The sequence below is a fragment of the Staphylococcus sp. GDX8P114P-2 genome, assembly GCF_017892945.1.
GTDB lineage: Bacteria > Bacillota > Bacilli > Staphylococcales > Staphylococcaceae > Staphylococcus > Staphylococcus arlettae.
In genome coordinates this window covers 110,022-136,035 of the sequence record NZ_JAESMB010000014.1, presented here as the reverse complement: position 1 = coordinate 136,035, position 26,014 = coordinate 110,022, and the positions used below count along the sequence as shown (strand labels likewise).

At 35.8% G+C, this 26,014-nt stretch carries 20 protein-coding genes; 4 read left to right on the top strand and 16 right to left on the bottom strand.

The genetic code is table 11. The features are described 5' to 3' along the window. Positions 1-63: 63 nt before the first annotated feature. The 11 genes from KA845_RS07890 to KA845_RS07840 all read right to left on the bottom strand — a co-directional run bounded on the left by KA845_RS07890 (position 64) and on the right by KA845_RS07840 (position 13,416). A complete protein-coding gene (locus KA845_RS07890) occupies positions 64-1,887 on the bottom strand; it encodes an assimilatory sulfite reductase (NADPH) flavoprotein subunit (RefSeq protein ID WP_021459434.1) in 1,824 nt (607 codons plus the stop codon). 481 nt (positions 1,888-2,368) lie between these two features. After that, on the bottom strand, positions 2,369-2,968 hold the full coding sequence (gene cysC / locus KA845_RS07885; protein WP_002509050.1) for an adenylyl-sulfate kinase: 600 nt from the start codon (positions 2,966-2,968) through the stop codon (positions 2,369-2,371). A 15-nt stretch (positions 2,969-2,983) separates the two neighbouring features. Continuing rightward, positions 2,984-4,168 carry a sulfate adenylyltransferase gene (gene sat / locus KA845_RS07880; RefSeq protein ID WP_167867787.1) on the bottom strand — a complete coding sequence of 395 codons (1,185 nt, stop codon included), beginning with the start codon at positions 4,166-4,168 and terminating at the stop codon, positions 2,984-2,986. Between the two features lie 33 nt (positions 4,169-4,201). Then, positions 4,202-5,095 (bottom strand): sulfite exporter TauE/SafE family protein, encoded by an 894-nt coding sequence (locus tag KA845_RS07875; RefSeq protein WP_103388243.1) that lies wholly within the window; start codon positions 5,093-5,095, stop codon positions 4,202-4,204. 21 nt (positions 5,096-5,116) lie between these two features. Then, positions 5,117-5,728 carry an NAD(P)-binding protein gene (locus KA845_RS07870; protein WP_002509053.1) on the bottom strand — a complete coding sequence of 204 codons (612 nt, stop codon included), beginning with the start codon at positions 5,726-5,728 and terminating at the stop codon, positions 5,117-5,119. 15 nt (positions 5,729-5,743) lie between these two features. Continuing rightward, positions 5,744-6,478 carry a sirohydrochlorin chelatase gene (locus tag KA845_RS07865; protein WP_021459439.1) on the bottom strand — a complete coding sequence of 245 codons (735 nt, stop codon included), beginning with the start codon at positions 6,476-6,478 and terminating at the stop codon, positions 5,744-5,746. A gap of 19 nt (positions 6,479-6,497) precedes the next feature. Beyond that, a complete protein-coding gene (gene cobA / locus KA845_RS07860; RefSeq protein WP_002509055.1) occupies positions 6,498-7,271 on the bottom strand; it encodes a uroporphyrinogen-III C-methyltransferase in 774 nt (257 codons plus the stop codon). A 25-nt stretch (positions 7,272-7,296) separates the two neighbouring features. Beyond that, positions 7,297-9,006 carry an NADPH-dependent assimilatory sulfite reductase hemoprotein subunit gene (locus tag KA845_RS07855; RefSeq protein WP_002509056.1) on the bottom strand — a complete coding sequence of 570 codons (1,710 nt, stop codon included), beginning with the start codon at positions 9,004-9,006 and terminating at the stop codon, positions 7,297-7,299. A 19-nt stretch (positions 9,007-9,025) separates the two neighbouring features. Continuing rightward, positions 9,026-10,873, bottom strand: a complete 1,848-nt coding sequence (locus KA845_RS07850) for an assimilatory sulfite reductase (NADPH) flavoprotein subunit (protein ID WP_210127933.1) — start codon at positions 10,871-10,873, stop codon at positions 9,026-9,028. Positions 10,874-11,081: 208 nt separating this feature from the next. Next, positions 11,082-11,813, bottom strand: a complete 732-nt coding sequence (locus KA845_RS07845; protein WP_245338057.1) for a phosphoadenylyl-sulfate reductase — start codon at positions 11,811-11,813, stop codon at positions 11,082-11,084. Positions 11,814-12,348: 535 nt separating this feature from the next. Then, positions 12,349-13,416: a M20 family metallopeptidase gene (locus tag KA845_RS07840; RefSeq protein WP_167867784.1), complete on the bottom strand. Its 1,068-nt coding sequence runs from the start codon at positions 13,414-13,416 to the stop codon at positions 12,349-12,351. A 217-nt stretch (positions 13,417-13,633) separates the two neighbouring features. Between KA845_RS07840 and KA845_RS07835 the strand changes: the two genes are divergently transcribed. The 3 genes from KA845_RS07835 to KA845_RS07825 are packed head-to-tail and all read left to right on the top strand — an operon-like array spanning position 13,634 to position 17,293. Next, entirely contained in the window at positions 13,634-15,073 is a 1,440-nt protein-coding gene (locus KA845_RS07835; RefSeq protein WP_167867783.1) for an NAD-dependent succinate-semialdehyde dehydrogenase, read from the top strand. Between the two features lie 24 nt (positions 15,074-15,097). Further along, entirely contained in the window at positions 15,098-16,498 is a 1,401-nt protein-coding gene (locus KA845_RS07830) for a glutamine synthetase family protein (RefSeq protein WP_135023618.1), read from the top strand. Between the two features lie 27 nt (positions 16,499-16,525). Further along, a complete protein-coding gene (locus KA845_RS07825) occupies positions 16,526-17,293 on the top strand; it encodes an SDR family NAD(P)-dependent oxidoreductase (protein ID WP_167867782.1) in 768 nt (255 codons plus the stop codon). Positions 17,294-17,407: 114 nt separating this feature from the next. On the opposite strand, the gene eutH is transcribed toward KA845_RS07825, so the two are convergent. The 4 genes from eutH to KA845_RS07805 all read right to left on the bottom strand — a co-directional run bounded on the left by eutH (position 17,408) and on the right by KA845_RS07805 (position 21,763). Next, on the bottom strand, positions 17,408-18,643 hold the full coding sequence (gene eutH, locus KA845_RS07820) for an ethanolamine utilization protein EutH (protein WP_135023715.1): 1,236 nt from the start codon (positions 18,641-18,643) through the stop codon (positions 17,408-17,410). A gap of 107 nt (positions 18,644-18,750) precedes the next feature. Then, positions 18,751-19,317 (bottom strand): ANTAR domain-containing response regulator, encoded by a 567-nt coding sequence (locus KA845_RS07815; RefSeq protein ID WP_135023622.1) that lies wholly within the window; start codon positions 19,315-19,317, stop codon positions 18,751-18,753. Continuing rightward, positions 19,314-20,720 (bottom strand): sensor histidine kinase, encoded by a 1,407-nt coding sequence (locus KA845_RS07810; protein ID WP_167867864.1) that lies wholly within the window; start codon positions 20,718-20,720, stop codon positions 19,314-19,316. Before KA845_RS07810 ends, KA845_RS07815 begins: the two co-directional genes overlap by 4 nt. Before the next feature lie 152 nt (positions 20,721-20,872). Continuing rightward, entirely contained in the window at positions 20,873-21,763 is an 891-nt protein-coding gene (locus KA845_RS07805; RefSeq protein ID WP_167867781.1) for a LysR family transcriptional regulator, read from the bottom strand. Positions 21,764-21,876: 113 nt separating this feature from the next. Here KA845_RS07805 and KA845_RS07800 point away from each other — a divergent pair, with 113 nt between their 5' ends. Then, positions 21,877-23,067, top strand: coding sequence for an MFS transporter (locus tag KA845_RS07800; RefSeq protein ID WP_002509060.1), 1,191 nt, complete (start codon positions 21,877-21,879; stop codon positions 23,065-23,067). Between the two features lie 105 nt (positions 23,068-23,172). Here KA845_RS07800 and KA845_RS07795 read toward each other — a convergent pair whose 3' ends face one another. Beyond that, on the bottom strand, positions 23,173-25,884 hold the full coding sequence (locus KA845_RS07795) for a lectin-like domain-containing protein (RefSeq protein WP_210127931.1): 2,712 nt from the start codon (positions 25,882-25,884) through the stop codon (positions 23,173-23,175). Positions 25,885-26,014 lie beyond the last annotated feature (130 nt).

Genomic DNA, 26,014 nt, shown 5'->3' with positions numbered 1-26,014 from the left:
ACTATTTACTTAAAAAACTTATACAATAAGCCTCGAAATCGACTATTTCGAGGCTTAAGTACTTTAGTACACATCACGTTGATAGCGTCTGTCTACTTTTAATTGTGTTAAATACGCTTCTGCTTCTTCTTCATTGCACTTACTTTCAGTTGCTATCACTTCTCTTATTGCTTCATGAACTGCTTTGGCCATATACGTTTCATCACCACAAATATAAATAGCTGCACCTGATTCTAACCATTGATAAAATAATTCACTATTTTCTTTAATTTTATCTTGCACATATAATTTTGAAGCAGTGTCTCTAGAAAAAGCTAAATCTAATTTCGCTAACGTACCATTTGCTAACCATGCTTGCCAATCAGCTTCATATAAAAAGTCTGTAGCACGTTTTTGATCTCCAAAGAATAACCATGTATTTCCTTTTAAATTCAAATCTTCTCGTTCTTCTAAGAAACTGCGGAATGGTGCTACTCCAGTACCAGGACCAATCATAATAACTTTTGTATCTTCATCAAATGGGAATTTAAAACTTGGATTTTTCTTCAAGCACATTCTCACGCTTTCACCGGGTTTCACACGATCTGCTAATTGCGTAGAACATACACCATTTCGTGCACGACCGTAAGATTCATATCTTACAGCTTTTACGGTAATATGCACTTCATTAGGATTTGCTTTATAACTGCTTGCTATAGAATAAGTACGTGGTGGCAATTTCCGTAAATTTTCTATTACAATATCAGGGCTAACAGCTGGTGGATAATATTCACTAAATAAGTCGATAAGATCTCTACCATAAATATAATCTTTAACCCATGTATCATTTAAAACTAAGTTATTCAACTCATCATCATTTATTAAAACTGCCATGTTTTTCAGTAATGTTGGCGTTAATTTAGTGATTTCAAAATGGTGTGTCAACGCATCTACTACAGATACTGCATCCCCATTATCTAAAATGATATCTTCATATGGATCCCAACCCAACATAGCAATGAGTTGCATGACAAGTTGGTCATCATTTGCTGGAAAGATATCTAAACTATCGCCAGGTTCAAATCCTTCTCCATAATTATCTAACAATAATTCGATGTGTCTAACTTCTTTATTCGAACCTTCACCATTTAAGTTGATGTTCTCTAACACTTCTGCATAGTATGGATTGGATTTTGAATATTTACGCTCTTTCATAGACAGTACAGATTCTGTACTGTCTGTAGCAGCAACGCGATTGTCGTCTTGGTCACCTACTGCAGACAATACTTGTTGCATCCATGATTCGGCAGATTCTTCATAGTCAAAGTCGCAATCCACACGTTCAACAAGGCGAGTCGCACCTAATTCAGCAACACGCTCATCGAAATCTTTACCTGCTTGGCAAAAGAATTCAAATGACTCATCGCCAAGTGCTAAAACTGAATAACGTACGTCTGCCAAATTTGGAGCTTGTTCACTATATAAAAATTCATAAAATGAAATCGCACTTATTGGTGGTTCCCCTTCACCATGAGTTGACGAAATCAAGAACAAGTCTTCGGATTGTGCTAACGTATCAAACTTGTAATCGTCCATTTCCGATATAGTCACTGTAAAACCATTTTCCACTAATCTTTCATTTAATGTCTCGGCCACAGTTTGTGCATTACCCGTTTCAGTACCATATAATATAGTAATACTACGCGGTTTATCTGCTTCATCTGGACTATTCGTTATATGTGAAGATTCTGTAGCTTCGTTACTACTTGGAATCGTTGTATTATTACTATTTTCTACTAAATATTGTCCAACCCATGCGCGCTGTTCAGGAGTTAATTTTGCTATTATTTCAGTAAGTTGTTGCGCTTCGGTTTCTGTTAATGGACTGTTTTGATCATTGATATGCAAAGGAACATCACCTCTCGTATGATTAATCTATCTGTTACAATTTAACTACTATTAGTCCCTTGAATATCGCCCGCTTATTATATTGTTACTATTACCATACTTTTTATTAGCATATGTGTTATTTTCACTCTACACATATGTTTTTCATCTATCCCACTTATATAATTTTATTATTTAACTCATTATTAAGCAAACATTCAAAATAACCACCATATAAATTTACTATAAAATAAATTTTACAAGTATCTATACTTCATGGTGCGAACATCAATGCCCTATAGCTACCAAAATACATAAAAATAGGAGTGGGGCAGAAATCTAATTTTATTACAAAGATTTCGTCGACCACTCCGACAAAGATGACTAAAATTGAAAAAGCTTAATTTGCAGCGCATTTTCAGTTCAGTCATCTACTGAGAATATGAAAAGAGACTAGGATGAATCAACGCTGTCCCAGTCTCCTATTTGTCTTGCTACTATTTTAAATGTATTGATGTTTTGTTAAATAAGCTACTATTTTAGCAACCGCTTCATCTACAGATAAGGCTTCTGTATCAATTTCAATTTCTGGATTTGTTGGTGCTTCATATGGTGCATTGATACCAGTAAAGCCTTGGATTTCTCCTGCACGTGCTTTTTTATATAAACCTTTAGGGTCTCGAGATTCACAACCTTCTAAACTACATTTTGTATAGACTTCTATGAACTCACCTTGCGCTAAAGTGTCACGTACTACATTACGATCCGCTGCATAAGGAGAAATAAATGCTGTTGTCGTTAATACGCCAGCGTCGACCATAAGTTTACCTACTTCACCGATACGACGAATATTTTCAGTACGATCCTCTGGACTGAACCCTAAGTTGTTATTTAAACCATGTCGAATATTGTCACCATCAAGTCGATAAGTTTGTACTTGTTGTTCGAAAAGTGCTTTTTCTAATGCTACTGATACTGTAGACTTACCAGAACCTGATAATCCAGTAAACCAAATCACTGCACTTTTATGGCGATTGCGTTGCTGGCGCTGTGCTTTAGTAACTTCTGAATCGTGCCATGTAATATTTGTTGATGTCGTCATGTTTCTGTCTCCTTTTTAAGCTTCTGTAACTTGTAAACCTTTGATTAATACCTCTGCTACTTCTGGACGTGAGAATTCTTTTGGTAACTGTTCGCCATTACGTAATTTTTCACGTACTTTCGTACCACTTAAATGTACATGTGCTGTCTTGTCATGTGGGCAAGTTTTTGCTGTCGCCATGTTGTCACACTTTGTGCAATAAAAAGCATGTTCAAATTTGAATATTTGAATACCTAGCTCAGTTTCGTATTCACTAATTAATTCTTGCGCTTCATACGTACCATAATAATCACCGACACCTGCATGGTCACGTCCGACAATAAAGTGTGTACATCCATAGTTTTTACGCACTGTTGCATGCAGTATTGCTTCTCTTGGTCCTGCATATCTCATAGCAGCCGGATAAATAACTAATCTGTTGCGTTCTTCAGGGTAATAATGTTTCAAAATTACTTGGTAACTTTCCATGCGAACGTCTGCTGGAATATCATCAGATTTAGTTTCACCAACTAATGGATTAAGTAACAACCCATCTACAGATTCTAATGCAATTTTTTGAATATATTCATGTGCGCGATGCACAGGGTTACGAGTTTGGAAACCTACTACAGTCTTCCAACCTAAATCATAAAATAATTGACGTGTTTCGCTTGGGTCTAGATGGAATTCATCAAATTCATCATGTTTCGGTCGGTTTACTAACTCTATCGGGCCAGCTAAGTATACGTTCCCTTTTTCATAAACTTTTTGGACACCTGGATGAGCTGTTTCTGTTGTGCCATAAACTTTTTGTGCTTCATTTTCTTTGTCATAGGTGAATTTTTCTTCTAATGTGAGCACACCATACAATTGCTTATCTTCTCCGTATAATGCTACTTTATCTCCGATAGATAGCTCATCTGCTTGTGCTTCAGTAACAGGTAAAGTAATAGGGATACTCCATACTAAACCATTACTTAAATGTAAATTTTCTACAACACTATGGTAATCTTTTTCCCCCATAAATCCAGTCAATGGGCTAAAACCACCAATCGCAATTAATTCTAAATCTGATAAACTCCAAGGGTTTAATGTTAATGACGCTAATTGTGGTGCCACTTCAATAAGTTGTTCACGCTGTTCACCTACTGCTTGTCTATTAACCAATTCGCCACCGTGTGGTTTAATAGTATTTTCCAAAAGTTCTGTTGATAAAGTCATTTTATTCAGCTCCTTATATTTATTTCATTTATGTTAGTTGTTCGTTTGTTTTTTCGTAATGACAGATGGTAATTGTTTATTTTGATATAATGTATAAATTAATAAAATAAACCACAGGATGACTACTGCTATTTTGACACTGATAACAACTGTCGCATTATCTACAAAAGTACCTAAGAAAGTACTAATATTAGTGAAAATAATAATACCTCCGACACATACTGCTAATATATACACAGGCATTACTTTCACAATCCATGCTGCAAATGGGGCTGCAATTGCACCACCAATTGCTAAGGCAACGACTAAGCCCAAGCTAATTTGTTCCCACCCTAGAAAAATAATAAAGCCAAGAGAAGCAGATAATGTGATGAAAAATTCACTAGCAGATACGGTGCCTATAACATATCGAGGCTCGATCTTATTTCGTGATAATAATAATGGAGTATTAACGGGTCCCCAGCCACCGCCACCTATCGTGTCTAAAAATCCTGCTACAATACCTTGTGGTATGATTTGCCATTTAGAAAACTTTCCTTCTTTAAGTTGTTGTTGATGTTGTTTTTTAAAGACAAATTGATAAATAATAAATAGCCCCATCGTCAGTAAAAATAGTGAAATAAATGGTTTGATTAAATCACTGTGTATATTACTTAACACTGCTGAGCCAATAAATGCAGCAATTGCACCAGGTATTGCTAGTTTAATAGCCATGCGCTTATCAACATTTTTAAATTTATAATGTGACACGCCTGAAGCCGCCGTAGTAGCAATTTCAGAAAAGTGAATTGTTGCTGAAACAATTGCTGGTGCAGCACCTGCTGCTAATAAAATTGAGGAAGATGTTGCCCCAAATCCCATACCTAATGAACCATCAATCATTTGTGCAAAAAAACCTGCAAGTGCAAATATTAGTAGTTTTTTCAAAAGCAATACCTTCCTTTCGTGTTATATGTTTTCAGCTAGCCAGGACAGCAGTTGTTGTTGAAATTGCTTATATTGATACTTGTCATCTAGTACTGTGGCTAATAACTTTTGCTGTTCCGCATGTGAGATATTTGATTGCTTTATTTGTTGCCGACAGGTATATAAAAAGTCTACATACTGTTCATAATCTGGCGGAAATTGTTGTTGTAATTCTGCTAAGATAGCAGTAGTTAATTTGGGGCTAGCACCCGAAGTCGAGACACTAATCGATAATTTACCTCGCTTTAATATCCCAGGAAATACTACATCACCTTGCTCGCTATCACTGGCCATGTTTAACAACGTCTGTTGTGGTAATTCTTGCTTAACCATACGATTTACTGCTTTATTATTAGTTGCTACGACAACTAATGCAGCAGGTGGCAATTGATGTATACTATAGTCTTGTGCTAGCCATTGAATTTGCTGTTGTTCATACAACTTTTGTAGTTTCGCAGTTAGTGTTGGACTCATTACCGTGATATATGCATCAAACTGCATCAACTTGTTAACTCTGCGTTCGGCAATAGCACCTCCACCAATTATGACTATTGATTTATTTGTTAAATCTAATAATATCGGCATATGTGCCATAGCCTCACTCCTAACTTACACTTGCGTTACTGCTTCTAGTACTCTATCTTTCAATGCTTCTTTAATTGCTGGATGATGCCCTAAGTGATCACATAATACGATGTCACTCGAGCTCTTTGTAGTGTCAACTGTTTGTGCTATGTGACGTTCTAAAATACCAGTAAACCAAATATAGGGCACCACAAAAATTTGTGAATATTCTGACTCTAATGCTGATGATAATGCATCTTCAAACGACGGCTTACATGCTGCTAAATAACATACTTCAATATCATTTACGGGCAACAGTGTTTGTAATTCTTGTGCAATGGCAGTAATATCAACTTGCGTTTGAGGATTGTAACTTCCCCTACCCACTACTAGAATTTGCGCATCTTCGTTGATAGGTATTGCTGTTTCATTAATACGCGTCTGTAATATTTGTGTTAATCTACTTTGAACACCTAAAGGTTGACCGTATGTAAATGAAACATGCGGATATTGTTGTTGTATTGTAGTTATTGCTTGAGGTATATCTTTAAAATAATGCCCTGCACTTAGTAACAATACTGGTATTACTGCAATTGTTGTGGCACCTTGTTTGACAAGTGTTTCCACGCCTTCCGCAATCGTAGGTTCTGCTAACTCTAAAAAGCATATTGTCTGTAGTGATATATCAACTTGTTGTTGAACATCTGTAATAAATTCTATGGCTTCTTGAGTAGCTTCAGGCACTCTACTACCATGGCTTACATATAACACACCTTGCATGGGTCTCTACCTCCAATGCTTATTGGTTTGTTGCAGCTAATAATTGTGCAGGTGTTTGCTCTTGCTCAAACCAACTAATTTTGTCTCGTAAGTTAACAACTTCACCTACAATAATCATCGCCGGATTTTTAATTGCTTTCGCACGTTCCACGATATCGTCTAGTGTTCCAGTCACAGTTTGTTGTTGTTCTGTCGTACCATAATGTACTAACGCAACTGGTGTTTCTTTCGATCTACCGTGATTAATTAAACGCTGACTAATTTCTGGTAATTTTTTCACTCCCATATAAATGCACAACGTTTCTGGTCCACGTGCTAAACTATGCCAATATTCATCATTGTCTACATCATCTTTTGTAACTGCAGTGACAAAAGCCACAGAAGAACTATAATCACGATGTGTTACAGGAATACCAGCATAAGCAGGTGCAGCCACACCTGAAGTAATACCTGGTACTACTTCAAATGCTAATCCTTCTGCTGCAAGTGCTTCTGCTTCTTCACCACCTCGACCAAAGATGAAAGGATCTCCACCTTTTAATCTAGTGACTGTATTACCTTTTTGCGCTAAAGCAACAAGTAAGGCATTAATATCTTCTTGAGGCATCGAATGATGATTAGGATGCTTTCCACAATATACAAACCTCGCACCATCAGCTGCATAATCTAGTAACGCCTTATTGACGAGTCGATCATATAAAATCACATCTGCTTGTTCTATTGCTTTTGCCCCTTTGACCGTTATTAAATCTGGGTCTCCAGGTCCTGCTCCAACTAAATATACCTTGCCCATTCTGCCACCTCATTTTTGATATATATTAACTATGGAATTTTTGTCCATCTGTTACAGCTTCTACATAACCTGCACGGATAACAAAATCTCCAAAACGTTCGCCTTCTTCGCGTTCTTTACCATAATGTATAAATATTGGTTTCAATGTTTCTAATATCTCGTCTTCACCAATATTTTCTTTAAATAATTTGTTTAAACGATCGCCCGTAAAGCCACCTCCAAGATATAAATTGTATTTACCTGGCGCTTTACCGATAAAGGCGATTTCTGCTAATGCTGGTCTTGCACAACCGTTTGGACAACCTGTCATACGAATTGTAATTTCTTCTTCTTTCACGCCCGCTTCATCCAATAATTCCTCTATTTTATTCAATAATGAAGGTAAATAACGTTCAGATTCAGCCATCGCCAATCCACATGTTGGGAAAGCGACACATGCCATGGAATTACGACGCAAACCTGTATAATTTTCACCGTCTGTAATACCGTACTCATCAATAATTTGTTGAATATTTTCTTTTTCTTCAGCACTGACATTCGCAATAATTAAGTTTTGGTTCGGTGATAAGCGGAAATCACCTGTATGAATTTCTGCAATTTTACGCAATGCAGTTTTTAATTTGTAATCTGTAGTATCTTTGACGCGGCCATTTTGCACAAACAATGTGAAATGCCATTTGCCACTACCTTCTGTCCAACCGTAACGATCGCCATTATGATCAAAATGAAACTCTCGTGGTGATTCCAAATCCCAACCTAAACGTTTATTTAATTCTTTAAGAATCCAATCGACGCCTAAGCGATCTACTGTATATTTAAATCTAGCATTGGCACGATTAGATCTATTACCATAGTCACGTTGAATTGTAAGTATTGTTTCCGCGACCTCTACTGCTTGTGCTTTATCAAAATAGCCTATTAACTTTCCTAGTTGTGGATAGGTACTAGGTTCGCCATGTTTCATACCCATACCTCCACCAACTGTTACATTAAAACCAGTTAAGTTATCATCATTATCTGTAATAGCAATTAATCCAATATCTTGTGAGTACACATCAACGTCATTGGAAGGTGGCACTGAAATACCAATCTTGAATTTACGTGGTAAATACGTTTTACCATACATCGGTTCAACCTCTTCGCTCGTGCTTAACACTTTTTCGCCATCTAGCCAAATTTCATGATATGCACCAGTTTGTGGCGACAACTGATTACTAATGTCATTGGCAATATCATTGACTTCGCTATGCACCCCAGATTGATAAGGATTCGGATTACACATAACGTTACGATTCACGTCACCGCAGGCAGCCAAAGAATCCATTAACGCTGAATTTATGCTTTGCATAGAAAATTTTAAGTCGCGCTTTAATATACCGTGAAATTGAAACGCTTGGCGTGTTGTTAGTTTGATTGTGCCATTGGCATAAGCATCTGCAATGTCATCCATTGCGATCCACTGATCTGCTGAAGCAGTGCCTCCCGGTACACGTACTCGAATCATAAAACTAAATGCCGGCTCTAATTTTTGTTTACGTCGCTCATCTCTTAAATCTCTATCATCTTGCATGTAACTACCATGGAACTTAAGTAGTTTAGTGTCTTCTTCTGCAATTGCACCTGTTACAGGGTCTACTAATCCTTCAGCAATTGTTCCACGTAAATAATTACTTTCTACTTTTATGCGTTCCATTTCATCTAGTTTCTCTGATAACTCTGAATTGAAATTAGTCACGCTATCATTCCTTCCCTATTTAATATACATCTCGTTGATATCGTTTTTCTGTTTTTAATTGCGTTAAATACGTTTCCGCATCTGCTTCACTTAAATGGCCTTCTTTTTCTACGACACGGCGTATTGCTTCATGCACGTCTTTAGCCATATACTTTTCATCACCACAAACGTAAATAGCTGCGCCTTCTTCCAACCATTGATAAAATGTTGCACTATTTTCCTCGATACGATGTTGCACATATACTTTTTCATCAGTATCTCTTGAAAATGCGAGGTCAATTTTGCTTAAATAACCTTCATCTAACCAACCTTGCCAATCTGTTTGATATAAGAAATCTGTAGTAAAGTGCTGTTCACCAAAGAACAACCAAGTATTACCTTTTAGATCTAATTCTTCACGTTCTTCTAAGTAGCTTCTAAATGGTGCAACACCTGTACCAGGTCCAATCATGATGACTTTTTTATCTTCATCAAACGGGAATTTAAAGTTTGGATTTTTTTTCAAATACATTTTCACTGTATCGCCAGGTTGTACACGTTCAGCAAATTGGATGGAACATACACCTTTGCGTTCTCTGTTATGTGCTTCATATCTCACCGCACAGACTGTTAAATGTACTTCATCAGGATTTGCTTTATAACTACTAGCAATAGAATATTCACGTGCTGGTAATTTTCGAAGCACATCTACTAATGCTTGCGGTTGTAATTGTGTGACTGCAAAGTCCGTAAAGAAATCGACTAAATCGCGTCCTTCAATATAGTTTTGGACCCACCCATCTTCAGCTAATTTCGTTGATAACGTACTATCATCTACTAATTCGGCTAATTTTTGAATTAAGGGTTTAGTTAATTTTGTTATTTCAACATGTGATGTCAAAGCGTCTTCTAAGGTTACTTCTGTACCGTTAGTATCAACAGTTACTACTGCTTGAGCGTCAAAATTCAATACTTCTATTAATTGCGTCACGATTTCTGGATCATTTTCCGGTAAGATTGCTAGACAATCTCCTGGTTCGAAACCTTCACCGTAATTATCTAATAACAACTCCACGTGTCTAACTTCTTTATTAGAACCTCGTCCATTTAAATTAATATTTTCTAAGACTTCTGCTTCATAAGGATTAGACTTAGAATATTTTTTCTCTTTCGCTGACTGTACTGATGTATGACTTTCTGAAACAACGTCACGGTTATCTTGAGGGCCACTCAATGCATGTAAAATATCATTCATCCATTTATCTGCAGGTTCATCATAATCTAAATCACAATCTACACGCTCCACAAGGCTTTCTCCGCCTAGTTCTTTGAGTCTGGCATCAAAATCTTTTCCTGTTTGACAGAAAAATTCATATGATTCATCACCTAAAGATAGTACTGAATAGCGTACGCCTGACAGTTTTGGTGCTTTTCTACTATGTATAAATTCATGGAAAGTAATAGCATTGTCTGGTGGATCACCTTCACCATGTGTTGCAGATACAATAAATAAATCCTCTACCTTTTTCAGATCTTTTGTTTTAAAAGCATCCATCGACGACAACGTTACGGTATAACCATTTTCAGTTAAACGAGCATCTAAAACTTCTGCTAAGCTTTGTGCATTACCAGTTTCCGAGCCATACAAAACAGTGATTGCTCGTGGTTTTGTTATTTCGTGAGTATCATTTGTTCCAATTGATGTTGAAGCAGTTGTTGCATTTGCTGTAGCTGCTTCAGGTGCGACTACTGCCGTACCTAGTTGTTGATTAGCAGTTAAATAGCCACTTAACCATACTTGTTGTTCTGGTGTTAATGTACTCAATAATTGATTTATTTGTGTTGCCTCTTCTTCACTAAATGGACTGTTCGTTACACTTAATTGCAAGGGATGTCACCTCATATTTTTATTTTTATTAAACTAATCAGAATAGTCAGGTATATAGTTATAACAAACCACTAAACTACATTCACAACGAGGTGTAATACTCGTGCGTCACTTTGTGGCAAGCAACTATATTGCACCTAACCTATAATTCCAATTAGAATACTATGAATTAGTTGTAAAAAAATAGGCTATCTTTAATAGCGTATAGTTAATTTTTAGGATCTACCGTGTGTAGTCCACATTCTGTCTTACCAAATCCTGACCAACGACCTGCTCTAGAATCTCCATCTGCTGCTACTCTTGAAGTACAAGGTATACAGCCGATACTCGGATATTGAAAATCGTGCAATTCATTGTAAGTTAAATCATGTGTTTCAATATATTCCCACACATCATCCCACGTCCAATGTATTAATGGGCAAACCTTAACCGATTTGAAGCGCTCATCTTTATTAATAAAATTCGTGTGTTGACGACTTGGTGATTGTTCTCGTCTCAAACCAGAAACCCACGCCGTAGCACCTGCAAGCACCTCTTCTAAAGGTTTAATCTTTCTAATATAACAACATTGGTTTGGGTCTTTTTTCCATAATGCTGTGCCATACTGTTCAGATTGTTCATCCAATGTTAAGTCTGGCTTCTTCAGTTCAATTTGCAACTTAGGATAGCGTTCTTTGACACGGTCTATTAAATCGTACGTTTCTTGAAAATGTAAGTCTGTATCTAAAAAGACAATCTTGGCATCGGCTTTCACTTGTGATATCAAATCTATCAAAATCATTCCTTCTGCACCAAAACTGCATGAATAGACAATTTCATCACCATAGCTGTCATAAGCCAACTTCAAAATATCATAGGCTCCTTTAGTACTATTTGTGATATCTAAATCTTGAAACAGATTGTTCGTAAACGTATCGTAGGTAACCTTTGCTTCTGTCATATATTATATAGGCCCCCTTTTCTTTTTGGGTATTTTCTATCAAACTAAAATATTTCTTAATTTAGAATTTTTAGAAAATAATAATTATGCTAATTACCATACCCGATGTATATTTACATGTCAATGCAATATTTAAACCGAAAAACATGTAGAAAGCGATTCCATTTACTAGAATCGTCATTTTTGGTATTAAAAAAATTTTTATTTTTATTTTCATCACATATGAATGGAACAGAAATCTAATTTTATTAAAAATTTTCGTCGTCTCACCTGCCAATGCTGACTAAAATTGGAAAAGCTTCAGTTGAAGCATAGTTCAGTCAACTATTAGCTATACGGCAAGAGGCTGGCATGACTTACTTATGTTCAATTTCATCACTAAAATATACACTTGTTTAATTAACATTAAGGTTTGATTTATCTGTTGATCTTCGATAAATGATGCTATAACAACAAAACTGATTGTAAACATTGCTGGTTACAATCAGTTTCGATATATCATTTCCTTATTTTTAGACTACCGACAGTCTTATGATTAAAGTTGTTGTGCGAATGATACTAACATTGCTTGATATTTTTCAATAGATGCAAGTTCAGCATATTCATCATCACCGTGCCAATGTGCTCCGGCAGGTCCAAACTCAATCGCCGGAACATTATATCTAGCATAATAGCGTGTATCTGCAAAACCATGTTGCCCAAAGACGGCCACACTATCCTCAAGAGTATGTGTTTTAATTGTCTTGATTAACTTTTGTATATAGGGATTGTCTTTGTTAGTGAGCACAGGAGGGCCCTCTAAATGAATGTCTAATTGGCTATCCGTTAGACCTTTAATTTGCTCAATAATTGCAGCCCTATTTTGTGTTGGCAAATAACGAATATCAAACGATAATTTACACGTATCAGGCACTTTATTATAAACATCACCACCACTAATTTTAGCTAAATTTATCGATGGTCCATCATAAAAATCCGATTGCTCTTGTGCAAATGGCAGATCCAGAATTTGTTCATAAATAGCCATACTTTTAGCTATCGCATTTGTTCCCTCCCATGGACGACTACTATGAGCCGCAACACCAGTTATCGTTAAATCAAATTGTAAAATGCCTTTAGCTTGAATACCTATACCTAGCTGTGTAGGTTCTGCGCATATAACAAAGTCACCCAAGTGACCAGCAGTAGTTAAATAGTCAGCACAATTTACACCACCTATTTCTTCGTCTGTCATTAAATGCAACTGCACTTTCACATTCGTTAATCGCGCGTCATTTAACTCAACAAGTGCTCCCATCATTGCTGCGACACCAGCCTTCATATCTGCGCTCCCTCTACCATAGATTCTATTATCTTTTATTTCAGGGTTAAATTGACTATCTTTACCACTAACTACGTCTACATGACCATTTAGAATTAACGTTTGCTCTCCTTGTCCTACTTCACATAGCAACATTTTAAATCCATTATTTGAAATAATTTGTGGTGCAAGATTTTCTTGCTCTAACCACGTTTTACAATATTCTATCGTGTCATTCGCTACTGTCTTGTGAGAACTATCATACGTAATTAATTCTTGTAATAATTTAATCGTCTTGTCCAATTTAACCCCTCCATATTTTCTTAATTGAGCAAAAGTATACGATATTGTCTGAATATTGACAAGGTTCAGTAAATTTAGTACTATTTAAGCAACTTGAAGAAAACTTATTTTTTCACAGTGCTTATAAGTATATAAAGTTAAGCAATGGCGCTTATTTGACTTAATCCATGCGGATGGTCATTTAAGCGCCTTTTTTTATTACAAAGGGGGTCGTTTTATGAGCGATAAGTTAAATCATAATTGGATAAATGGTCAACAATTCACTACAACAAACTCATTACAAGTGGTCAATCCAGCCAATGGTGAAACTATTGGTGAAGTACCAAAGGTCGATGCTGAAGCAGTAAAACAAAGTATTAATGCTGCACATCAAGCTTTCAATACTTGGTCCAACTATACTGCTGAATATCGAGGTGCTGTTTTAGAACAATGGGCACACAATTTATTAGCGAAACAAGAAGAATTAGCCACTATAATGAGTGAAGAACAAGGCAAGCCTTATGCTGAAGCTTATGGTGAGATTGGTGTATGTGCGAAATTCATTAAATGGTATGCCGAAGAAGGCAAGCGTATTTATGGAGAAATTATCCCTCCGTCATCGCCACAACAACGTATATCTGTAATTAAACAACCAGTAGGTGTATGTGGTTTAATTACACCGTGGAACTTCCCTGGTGCTATGATTGCGCGTAAAGTTGCACCGGCGTTAGCAGCAGGCTGTACAGTTATCGTTAAGCCTTCAAGTGAAACACCACGTATTGCGATTGCGATATTTGATGAATTATTAGCTACAGATATTGATGCTGGCGTGGCTAATATCATTACTGGTAGCGCATCGTTGATATCTGATACTTTATTCGATGACGCACGAGTTCGCAAAATTTCGTTCACTGGATCAACAGCAATTGGTAAATCACTTATGAAAAAAGCTGCTGATAATATCACACGTATCTCATTAGAATTGGGTGGTAATGCACCAACAATCGTATTACCAGATGCTGATTTGGACCAAGCTGCCAATGCTGTAGTAGAAAATAAGTTCGAAAATACAGGTCAAATGTGTAATGGCATTAATACTGTACTTGTGCATAAAGATATTACGACTGCTTTTACTAACAAAGTCATTGAACGCGTTAAAAAATTAAAAGTGGGTCCAGCCACTGATAAAAATGCTCAAGTTGGACCACTCATTAATCATGGTGCGATTGACAAAGTATCAACACTTGTAGCTGATGCTCAGTCAAATGGTGCAACAGTAGCTACTGGAGGTCAAAAATTAGCATTATCTGATTTTGGCTTATTCTATGAACCTACTGTAGTAACCAATGTCACTGCTGATATGAATATTGCTCAAGAAGAAATATTCGGACCTGTCGCACCTATCATCGAATTTGAGTCAGTCGAAGAAGCTATAAAGATTGCAAATGCTTCACCATATGGCTTAGCCGCTTATTTTTTCACTAATAACATTAATACTGTATACAAAATAAGTGAACAATTAGAATTTGGCATGATCGGTGTTAACGGCACTCAACTTAGTGTTCCACAAGCACCCTTTGGCGGTATTAAAGAAAGTGGTATGGGCCGCGAAGGTGGTCATCATGGATTAGATGGTTTCTTAGAATTAAAATACATTTCGCTTTCATTACATGAATAAATCATTATAAAGGGGTTGGAAGTTATGTTTAAAGAAATTAATCCAAACATAAAAACAGGTGATATTAGCAAGGATGAATTGCTCGAATTAATCAAGCAAGACAAAATAGATACTCTCGTATTAGGTTTTTGCGATATGCAAGGTCGCTTAATGGGGAAACGAATTACAGGTGATTTCATCTTAGAAAACGATATTGATGAAGGTACTCATTTTTGTAATTACCTATTAGGCACTAATTTTGAAATGGATACTAATGATGGTTTTGAATATATGAATTGGGACAAAGGTTATGGTGACTATTTAGCATCTCCTGACTGGGATACATTAAAAATTGTCCCTTGGTTTGAGAAAACAGCTATGGTTTTTTGCGATGTCTACACTGTAGATGGTAGTGAATCTATTGCTATTGCACCTCGTACAATTTTAAAAGAACAAATTAAAAAAGCTGAAAACTATGGTTTATCACCTCATTTAGCCAGTGAATTAGAGTTTTATTTATTCAACGATTCATTCGAGAATATTGATAAAAACGGCTATGAACATATTGAGGCTGCTGGTCATTTAAATGAAGACTACAATTTATTACAAGGCACAAAAAACGAGCCCATTTATCAAGAAATCAGAAGTCAAATGCATCATATGGGAATTGTTATTGAATCTTCAAAAGGTGAAGCATATAAAGGGCAACACGAAATAAACTTAAAATATGCCCATGCGTTAAAAGCTGCAGATCAACATTTAATGTTCAAACATGGCATGAAAGAAATTTGTATTCAAAATGATAAAGCTGTGACATTCATGGCTAAACCTTATGCAGAGTGGACAGGTTCAAGTGGTCATATCCATTTAAGTATGATGGAAAAAGGAACACAATCGAATGCGTTTTATGCAGGAGATAATGCAGAAAATCCAATGTCTGACACAATGCAACATTTCTTGGCAGGTATTATTAAATACACTAAGGATTTTGCTTTAATGTATGCGCCTTATGTAAATTCATATAAACGCTTTGCTCCTAACTCTTGGGCTCCTGTAAGTATAGCTTGGAGTCGCGATAATCGCTCTGCTGGTTATAGAGTTGTAGGTCATGGTAACGCTCTTAGATTTGAATCACGAATCTCTGGTGCTGATATGAATCCTTACCTCGCTTATTCGGCACTTATCGGTGCAGGTTTATATGGTATCGAACATAAAATTCCGTTACCTGCTGAATTAAAAGGTAATGCCTATGAGCAAGATAGTGTAGATCGCATTCCATCTTCTTTACATGAAGCCATTTTACAATGGAAAAATAGTGACGTTGTCAAAGAAGTGCTAGGAGAAGATGTCGCACAACACTACTTACATGCAGCACAATCTGAACAAAATGACTATGATTCATTTGTCACTACTTGGGAACGTTCACGCTATTTCGAACAAAGCTAATTCACACACTATTTAGGAGGGTTTACTATGAGATTAAACAACAAAGTATGTATTATTACAGGTGCTGGTGGCGGTATGGGTAAAGTAGCTGCCGAGAAATTTGCAGAACAAGGTGGAAAAATTGCCGTATTTGAACGCGATGTTGATGCAGGTCAAAATACAGTCGCGACTATTCAACAAAATGGTGGCGAAGCAGCATTTTTTAAAGTAGACATTGCCAATGAACAAGACGTCAAAAACGCAGTAGCAGCAACCGTAGAACAATTCGGTAAAATAGATGTCTTATATAATAATGCTGGAGTTATGCCAGAAGCAGATAATTCTGTCGTCAATACTAGTGAAGAAGTTTGGGATTTAGTCATGAACATCAACGTCAAAGGTATCTTCTTTATGACTAAATACGTCATTCCAGAAATGGAAAAAAATCAAGCTGGTTCAATTATAAACATTGCCTCCTTTGTAGCTGAAATGGGTTGTTCTGTTCCTCAGGATGCTTACACCGCTTCAAAAGGTGCTGTAGTATCTTTGACAAAATCACTAGCTATTCAATTTAGACCTAAAGGCATTCGTACCAATGCGATTAGTCCAGGTCCAATTGAAACTCCTCTACTAATGGAGTGGTTAGTATCAGATGAAGATGCTAAAAATGTCCGCTTAGGTAGACAACCTTCTGGACGTTTTGGTAAACCTGAAGACATTGTAAACTGTGCATTATATTTAGCCTCCGATGAGTCTGATTGGACAAACGGTGCTAATATTAATGTTGATGGTGGTATTACAGCAAACTACTTTTAACACTACTCAAAAAGCCCAACTGATGTAATGTCAGTTGGGCTTTTTAATGTGTATTTTAAATCTTCAGCTTATTGTGTGCACATGAAATCATCGAATTAACCACATATTTATAAGTTATTTGTCTATATATTCGTTTGGCTTAATAATTCCTGAGTGACGATCAATTTCTTCTAGTTTTTTAGCCTTTGGAATACATAAGATATATGCGAAAAGAACCGCTAAGATACCTGCACTTAACTTACCAATCATTACTGCTGGTATTAAAGTAGGTTGAAAATTCGCCGTATATGATAAATGATCTCCTAATAAAAATGCTGCACAGACACCAAAAGCTATATTAATTACCTTGTCTTTAGGTGGCATATCTCGCACTAATTTAAACATCGCTAAAATGTTCGCTACAGTAGCTATAATACCTGCACTTCCAACTTCACTTAAACCAACTCGTTGTCCTACTTTTGTTAAAGGTGTAGAGAAATACTTTCGAATTAAATATACCATTGGGAACGCTCCAGATAACATAATTGCTATATTCCCAGCATTTTCTAGTGCCCTAAAATTGTCTTCTTTATCAGCCATGATAGGATCAAATCCCCATACACCAAAAACATTAGTAAAGAACCCTGTAAATATTTCTACTACTGAAAAAACAAAGACTAGTTTAATACAAATATCTAAAATCTTCCCAAAAATAATAAATAATTTAATCATAATATCAGAAAAGAAGTATAAGCCAATTGCAGTAACTATCACAAAGATAATTAATGGTAACAAATTCGTAAAAACAGTGGAAATACTAATCGAGAAAACATGTGATGCAGCACTCGCCGTATCGATAACAGTTCTAATTTTCATATGACTCATTAAAATAATCATCGTTGAAATAAAAACACCAAATGGTATAGCCAGCAAGCCAGATAAAATACCAAGCGCCATATATTTATGATCTCGTTTATCTAACATCGGTAATCCTAATGGAATAGTAAAAACAATTGTAGCACCGGCCATAAAACCGACAACCATTGCCATAATCCAACCTTCATAACTCTGTTTCAACACTTCTGCTAACTGATAACCGCCCATATCTGTTGCTAAAATCGAAGTTGCAGCAATAGCTGGATCAGCACCTATTTTTTCAAAAAATGGTCCACAAACTTGTTCTATAAATTTTGATATAAACGGAATAGATGCCATGATCCCTGCTGAATTAGCAAAGATAGGTCCTATCGTATAAATCCCTTCCATAAACTCTTTACCGACACCCATTTCTGGATTTCTAATAGCTCCAAAAGCTCCAATTACTGCACATACCATAATGATATAAATAATAATTGTCCCAATATGTTCCATCATTTTCTCCCCCTTTTGTTTCTTCAAAAAATACAAAAAGATGCCCATTTGAAATTACAAATAAGCATCTTTGCTTCTAATATATTCACTTGTTTCTAGTACTACATCTAACCAAATTGCTTAATTACTTTTAATGCAATTTGTTCAATACCAGTATGATGATTCATACTCAATTTCCTCAGCTTTTGATAAGCCTTGTCTTCGCTAATGTTTTGCCGTTCCATAATTAAACCCTTTGCTTTTTCTATGCATTTGCGCTGTTCTATCGCCTCATAAGATGCCGTTACTTTTTGTTTCAGTTCAAATTGTTGCTTCGCTTGTGACAATGCTATTTCTACAGCAGGAAGCAATTGCGATTCTGCTATAGGTTTGACAATATATCCTACAATATTTGCTTGCTTCGCTTGTTGAATAAACTCATTTTGGCTATATGCCGTTAAAATCAATATAGGAATATCATAACGCTTACTAATTATTTTACTTGCTTTCAAACCATCAAGTTTAGGCATTTTTATATCCATGATAATTAAGTCTGGTTTATATTGTTCTGTAGCTTCAATTGCTTTTTCACCATTATTGACGGCAGCTACAACGTCAAATTGTGCATCTTCTAACATCGCGACAACATCTAACCTTACAATGGACTCATCCTCAACGACAATAATTTTATTCATATTGCAATGCTCCCCTTATATTGAAATACGATTTGTGCAAGTGTTCCAATAGTATTGCTGTTAATAGTAAAGTGACCATCTAAATCATTTTCTGTAATTGTGTTAACGATATTTAAACCAAATGACTTTTGATAACTACTAGCTCCTGTACCATTATCTTGAATCATTAAAGTAAATGCTTGTGACTGTTGATCATATGTCAGTCTAACTTCAATTTCACCAGTTGCATAAGCTGTAAAAGCATGGTTTAAGCAATTGGTAATTAGTTCATTTGCAATTAATGCTATCGCAATGGCTATATGTGACGGCAAATAATAGCGCTCTGCTAGATGATAGTCGATTTGAATTGTTTTTATATCTGAACTTTCATTAGCTACTAACATATTGCCTATTTTTTGAATTAATGTTCCAATATTAACTTGGTCAGCGTCAGACTCACTCAAAATCACTTCATAAACAGAAGCAATACACAAAATACGGTTTAAACTTTCTTTAAAATAATATTGACTCTCTTCAGGTATGCCCATGCGCATTTGTAGCCTCAACAAACTTGCAACCGTTTGCAAATTATTTTTCACACGATGGTGTACTTCTCGAATTGCTACTGTTTTAGAAATTAATGCTTTTTCTTTCTCTTTTAATTCCGTAATATCTTTAAACATCATTAAATATCCAGAAACATGCGTGTCCGTATAAAGCTTAATACATTTAACTTGGTAATATTTATCATAAATTGCACGTTCTTCCAACACAATGACACGCTCATCATTTAAAATATGATGTAATCTCGGAAAATACTTTAGAAATGACGAGTTTAATTCACATGTTTCACTCGTCAATGCTTCAACCATTTGTTCTCCCTTTAAATTAAAGTACCGAATCAAATAAGACTTATCTAAATAAAACAGGCTTTCTTCTATCATGTCTGGCACGAATATTGATTCATGTTTTGGCTGTTTAAACAACTCTGAAATAGTCTCTGTGGCTTTAGATAACGCAGTCAATTTTTGTTCATTCGCGATTTGTTGCGTGATATCTTTTTCCATTATCAACGCTCCAATAGTTTCCCCATTCAGTATTATTGGTGTCACATTTTGCTCTACGACTTTCCCTTCTTGTGTGACTCCCCTATGCTCATGAACATCTTTTCCTGTTGTCAGTGCTTGAAATACAGCAGGCTCAAAAGATTCATAAACATTTTGAGTAACTACCGAATTTTGATAAAGCGAGCTATCACCTTTAGGTAAAGCTTCAGCAACGACTATTAAATGATCAGCTTCAATAGCATAACAATCAATAAAAACATAAGCTCTGTTCAACTTAGAAATACGTGGAAGTTGTTCTGCAAGCTGTATAATATGATCAATTTGCTGTTGTGACAAAGTAGTATATGTTTGACATATAGTTGCTACATTTTGAATTACGCATCATCCCCAACGCGTTGTGCGAAAATTTAGATAATTCTATATATTTGATATAATTATCTATTTTTATCTACAGCTTGTCAATTAAATTCACAAATTAATAACCCAAGTTACTATTTAGAATTTTTATATTAATAATCATTATATAATTCAAAATAATTAACTAAACTATTTTTTGTAGTTTTGATTATAGGTAAGATATCATTCTTTCCTTTATAACTAACACCTATCGTTCTACGAGCATGATAATTCCTTATTGGTAATTGTGTTAAATTAGGTAACTGAATATTTTTCATATGCGGTAAAATAGAGACCCCTAAACCTGAGCTAACAAAACTAGCTACAGTTAATGTCTCTTCACCTTCAAAGTTAATTTCTACATCCAAATTAAAATAGTTTAAAATCTCGTCCACTTGTTCTCGTAATACAAATCCTTGTTTTAATAAAATAAATTTTTCATTACTTACATTAGTAATATCAACAGTCGACTGTTGTGCAAGGGCATGATTACTATTAACTGTTAAATATAATTCCTCTTCTAATAATGGTACAAAGTTGGTACTTGTCGTTTTATTGGAAATTGTCGTAATGGCAATATCAATATCACCGTTATCTAACATCTTAAATAAATTATACGCATGATTTTGTACGAGTTTTACTTGAATTTCTGGATATTGCTGTCTAAATTGCTTTAAGAACTCAGACAAATACGTCGGTCCAACTGAATGTAAAAATCCAATTATAATTTCTCCTGACAAGGCGTCAGTCGCCCGCTTCACTTTACTCTGAAATAATTCCATTTCCTGCGTAATATTTTGCGTCGTTTCTAAAAATGCTACGCCGTATTTATTCAATTTAATACTACGACCAATTCGATTAAATAATGGTACGGTCAAATGCTTTTCCAATTGTTGAATTGCTCTACTCAAGGCTGATTGGCTAATATTCATAGTTTTAGCCGTTGTTGTAATATTTTCCGACTTTGCTAAGTGTTTAAAATATTCTAAGTGATGCCATTCCATTTGTTACACCCTCTCTTATGCATATATAGCATAGGTTACATGAAAATTATGCAATATTTAAATTATATAATTCATGCTACCATAAAATTATTAATAAGAAGAGGTGTTTACACATGCAGCCAGTAACGAATAACTACGTGGGAAAAGGATCAAAAGCATATACAAAAATTATAATAGCCTTATTCATTGCAGGTTTTACGATATTTTCTATTTTATATAGCGTGCAGCCACTCATCCCACATTTTACAAACATCTTTCATGTAAACAAGACTGCTGCCAGTCTGCCTTTATCTACAACTACGTTGACTTTAGCACTTGCAATGCTATTTTTCGGCGCGATTTCCGAAGTGATTGGTCGTCGTTCTGTTATGTACTTTTCCGTCATTTCAGTAACACTATTAGCTTTAGTACAGCCCTTCATTACTGATTTTAATATGTTTTTAATTATACGATTAATACAAGGTATCTGTTTAGCAGGCTTACCTTCTATTGCTATGGCATATATAGGGGAAGAAATCTCTGCCAAAAGTCTCCCTGAAGCTATGGGGATTTATATTAGCGGTAATGCTTTCGGTGGCGCATTTGGTCGTATATTCACGGGGTATATTACTAGTCTATATGGTTATCAAACGGGGTTACTTGCTATTGCCTTATTAAGTGTCGTTGCAGCGATATTATTTATTTGGTTATTACCGCCATCTAAACATTTCACGCAGCAAACTTTCTCTATTAAATCCTTACTCAAGAGCTATATTCAACATTTAAAAAATATTCGATTGCTCAAACCCTTTATATTAGGATTTTTATTGCTTGGTAGTAACATTGCTGCCTTTAATTATATTAGCTTTGAATTAAGTGATCCTAAATATCATTTGCCTCATAGCTTTATTAGTTTTATTTATGTACTTTTCTTACTCGGAATGGTGTCCTCAATGTTAAATGCGAAATTACGTGCCAAATTAGGGACACTTCCTGCATTAAAACTGAGTCTTTTAACCTTAGCACTTGGGATAACGATTACCCTACTCCCTGCATTAGCTTTTAAAATTATTGGCTTAGCGTTAAGTGTAGTCGCATTTTTTAGTGGGCATGCCATTGCCAGTGCTGTCGTAGCAAGCAGAGCGCAACACCATCAAGCACAAGCTTCTAGCTTATATTTACTTTTCTATTATATGGGGTCTTCTATTGCAGGCACACTTGCTGGTTATTTTTACAGTGTTATGCAATGGTCAGGAGTAGTATTAATGATTGTCTGCTTTATGGTTGTCGCCTTGTTCATTACGTTAACAATTAAAACGAAATAAAGAAACGGAAAGTAAAATCTGTCATTTGATATGATTTCACTTTCCGTTTTGCGCTATTATTCTGTTTAAAGTTAGCTATTAATTGTAGTATGAATACTTAAAATATTACTTTTCCCGTTGTACTAGGCCTTTACGCCCAACTAATAATAATACGCTTCCTAGTATCGCAAGGAATGACGCAAAAATTGTTACTGTTGTTCCTTCATTAATTCCAGTTTTGGGCAAAGTGTGTTGCACGCTGTTCTCATTCCACATTTTCTTTTTCATTGTAGGCTTATGCTGTGCTGGTTCACTCGTTGTAGAAGAAGGTTTGTCCATCTTCCACATTACTGTATCCTTTTCAGGCATATCTGCCATCCATTTTGTTGTTGTTGCACTGTTGGATTGTGTTGTTGACTGACTCTGCTTTGCCATGAATTCTTTATATTGGGGTGACATTGATTGTTGTCCAGCTTTCATATTACTTTGTTTAGATTGTTTATTTCCTCCACCCATTGCTTGCGGCATCGGTTGACTTGGCTTCATCATATTATCTGGACTCATTGGCTTCATTGGTACTGGGGCAGTTTGCTTTTCTTTTACATTGGACTGCTTATTTCCTTCTTCCATTACTTGGGGCATCGGTTGACTTGGTTCCATCATATCCCCTGGGTTCATTGGCTTCATTGGTACTGGGGCAGTTTGCTTTTCTTTTACATTGGACTGTTCATTTCCTTCATCCATTGCTTGGGGCATCGGTTGACTTGGTTCCATCATATCCCCTGGATTCATTGGCTTCATTGGTACTGGGTCATCTTTCATATTACTTTGATTGGACTGTTGATTGCCTCCATCCATCATTTGCGGCATCGGCTGACTTGGCTTCGGCATAACCTTTGTATCCATTTGTTGCGATGTCAGTGAATTTGGCTTCATCTCAGGTGATTGTTGAGGTGGCGCTTGTGTTGATGGTTTTACTTGTGGTTTTGCTACAGTTGGGTCAATAACTGTTACTTGCGCTGTATTGGAGATTTTGCCAGTTTTATTTTTAGCTAAAAATTGTATGGTGTCTCCTGCCGTTAATCGTTTGCCGAAAGGTACAATGACAGTAAAGCGTCCAGTCCCATCCTCTTGAACATGTACAGTATAGCCATCTGAGAAAACTACCTTAACTTCTGTATTTTTATCTGTTGTCCCTGTAATTTCTCTCGATTTAGTCGTAATCGTATCGACTTTTGGTTGCTGCGGCTCAATGTTAACATTCATATCGATAGGTTGAACGGCTTTTTTCATTTTATATTTTAAAATAACATTTTGGTTCTCTCTCGTATAAGTGATTATATTATTTTTTACCGGTCCCTCAGCCATTACAAATTCATAATTATCGTCTGACACGTCTTTTTGCAAATGATTGATCGAAATGATATCACCAGCTTTACCGGCTAGATAATTAGGTCTTGCTATGTTTTCTCCAGTGTCCACATCTTTATACTGCACATAAACAGTCGATGTTGGTACGTATGTGAATGAGCCAAATTTAAATTGTTGTTTATTTGATCCATTGGGACCTGTAGATGCAAATATAGTTAAATTAAACTTAGTTGTCTTACTTAACCGTAGCCAATCAGCAATATTACGTTCCCAAGTTTGCCCCTCATACAGTACTTTTAACATTTCAGTCTTAGGATTAAATTCGAACGAAAACGGATAAAAAAGATTATTATCAGGCTTTCCTCTAAGTAATTTAGGTCCTTCTATACCATTCTTAGAATTATACGTTATCGCTTTGTGCTGATAATCCTGTGTCGTATGAATAAAAGCACCAAAGGCACCTAACTGATTCAAATAACTAGGATCTGCTTTAGCAAAAGTACTCTCTTGTCCATCAAATTTGGTATCCAATTTAAAACCAAAGGCGTTTTTCAAGCCCCCTATACCGACTGCTGGTCCGGCTTTACCTATTTCACCCGGACTGTTCGGTGACAAGATAAAACTCACACCATTACCGCTATTTTGAGCCATACTTCTGTGACCTAAATTCACCTTGCCAGTCAAATGAAAACCTTGTGAAATATCTAATTTCGAAGTTAAATATGCAGCACTAACTAAGTTATTTGTATCATCAGTTAAACTAATAATTCCTGTATTCGGATTATACCAACTAGTATTACCAATCACTCTAAAATGATCAGCAAAGTTTGTTTTAGTCACATGCTCTTGACCCTTTAATACTGCATTTGTTTGTGTCTTTTCAGCAGTTACTGATGCTTGTGCCACATCTTTAGTACCCCAAGACATTTGATCTACTTTATTGTTCTCTTGTTGTGGTGTAGCAATGTGCATTTTGTTAGGGGCTAACCAAGGATTTTTTGACACTTGAGATTGTTTAGAATAGCTTACGGGCTGTTTGGGAGTTGGCGTTGCTTGTGTAGAATTTAAAGTTGCTGACATTACTTTGTTGGCTGGAGTATATTGAGAATTGCTCGGTTGAGATGCTTCATTAACATAGTTAATTTTGTCATCGTTATACGTTGGAGTTTGATGTTGCTCATATGCTACTGATGAATGATTCTTTACTGTCACAACATCATTATTTAATTTTGTGTCTGTAACCTGCGTATTTAGTTGCACATCAACATTTTCTTTTGGCACTGTATCTTGGGATTGCGTTACATGCTGCTCTATTGTTTGTGCTTGGGGTTTATGTTCAGCTGCTTGTGCTTGCTGCTGTCCAAATATTAAAAATGTACCAAGTAGTATTGATGCAGTCCCGACTGAATATTTTCGAATGGAGTAATAATTACTACGATGTTCCTTATGATGATTTATGTTGTTCATAGCTGTTCTTTGCTCCTTAAATAGTAGATTAATTTGTAAAACTATTTTATCTAAGGATATTATAAATAAGTTTCACGACTTCTTTGTAATCATTTTAAACTTTGTAAAAAATACCTGATAATTAGTAAAA

Bases quoted from the DNA above. Each gene is read 5' to 3' on its own strand.
- KA845_RS07865 (WP_021459439.1), bottom strand. From the start codon at position 6,478: ATGCAAGGTGTGTTATATGTAAGCCATGGTAGTAGAGTGCCTGAAGCT.
- KA845_RS07830 (WP_135023618.1), top strand. From the start codon at position 15,098: ATGTTTAAAGAAATTAATCCAAACATAAAAACAGGTGATATTAGCAAG.
- KA845_RS07870 (WP_002509053.1), bottom strand. From the start codon at position 5,728: ATGGCACATATGCCGATATTATTAGATTTAACAAATAAATCAATAGTC.
- cobA (WP_002509055.1), bottom strand. From the start codon at position 7,271: ATGGGCAAGGTATATTTAGTTGGAGCAGGACCTGGAGACCCAGATTTA.
- KA845_RS07825 (WP_167867782.1), top strand. From the start codon at position 16,526: ATGAGATTAAACAACAAAGTATGTATTATTACAGGTGCTGGTGGCGGT.
- KA845_RS07845 (WP_245338057.1), bottom strand. From the start codon at position 11,813: ATGACAGAAGCAAAGGTTACCTACGATACGTTTACGAACAATCTGTTT.
- KA845_RS07835 (WP_167867783.1), top strand. From the start codon at position 13,634: ATGAGCGATAAGTTAAATCATAATTGGATAAATGGTCAACAATTCACT.
- sat (WP_167867787.1), bottom strand. From the start codon at position 4,168: ATGACTTTATCAACAGAACTTTTGGAAAATACTATTAAACCACACGGT.
- KA845_RS07800 (WP_002509060.1), top strand. From the start codon at position 21,877: ATGCAGCCAGTAACGAATAACTACGTGGGAAAAGGATCAAAAGCATAT.
- KA845_RS07815 (WP_135023622.1), bottom strand. From the start codon at position 19,317: ATGAATAAAATTATTGTCGTTGAGGATGAGTCCATTGTAAGGTTAGAT.
- KA845_RS07795 (WP_210127931.1), bottom strand. From the start codon at position 25,884: ATGAACAACATAAATCATCATAAGGAACATCGTAGTAATTATTACTCC.
- eutH (WP_135023715.1), bottom strand. From the start codon at position 18,643: ATGGAACATATTGGGACAATTATTATTTATATCATTATGGTATGTGCA.
- KA845_RS07805 (WP_167867781.1), bottom strand. From the start codon at position 21,763: ATGGAATGGCATCACTTAGAATATTTTAAACACTTAGCAAAGTCGGAA.
- cysC (WP_002509050.1), bottom strand. From the start codon at position 2,968: ATGACGACATCAACAAATATTACATGGCACGATTCAGAAGTTACTAAA.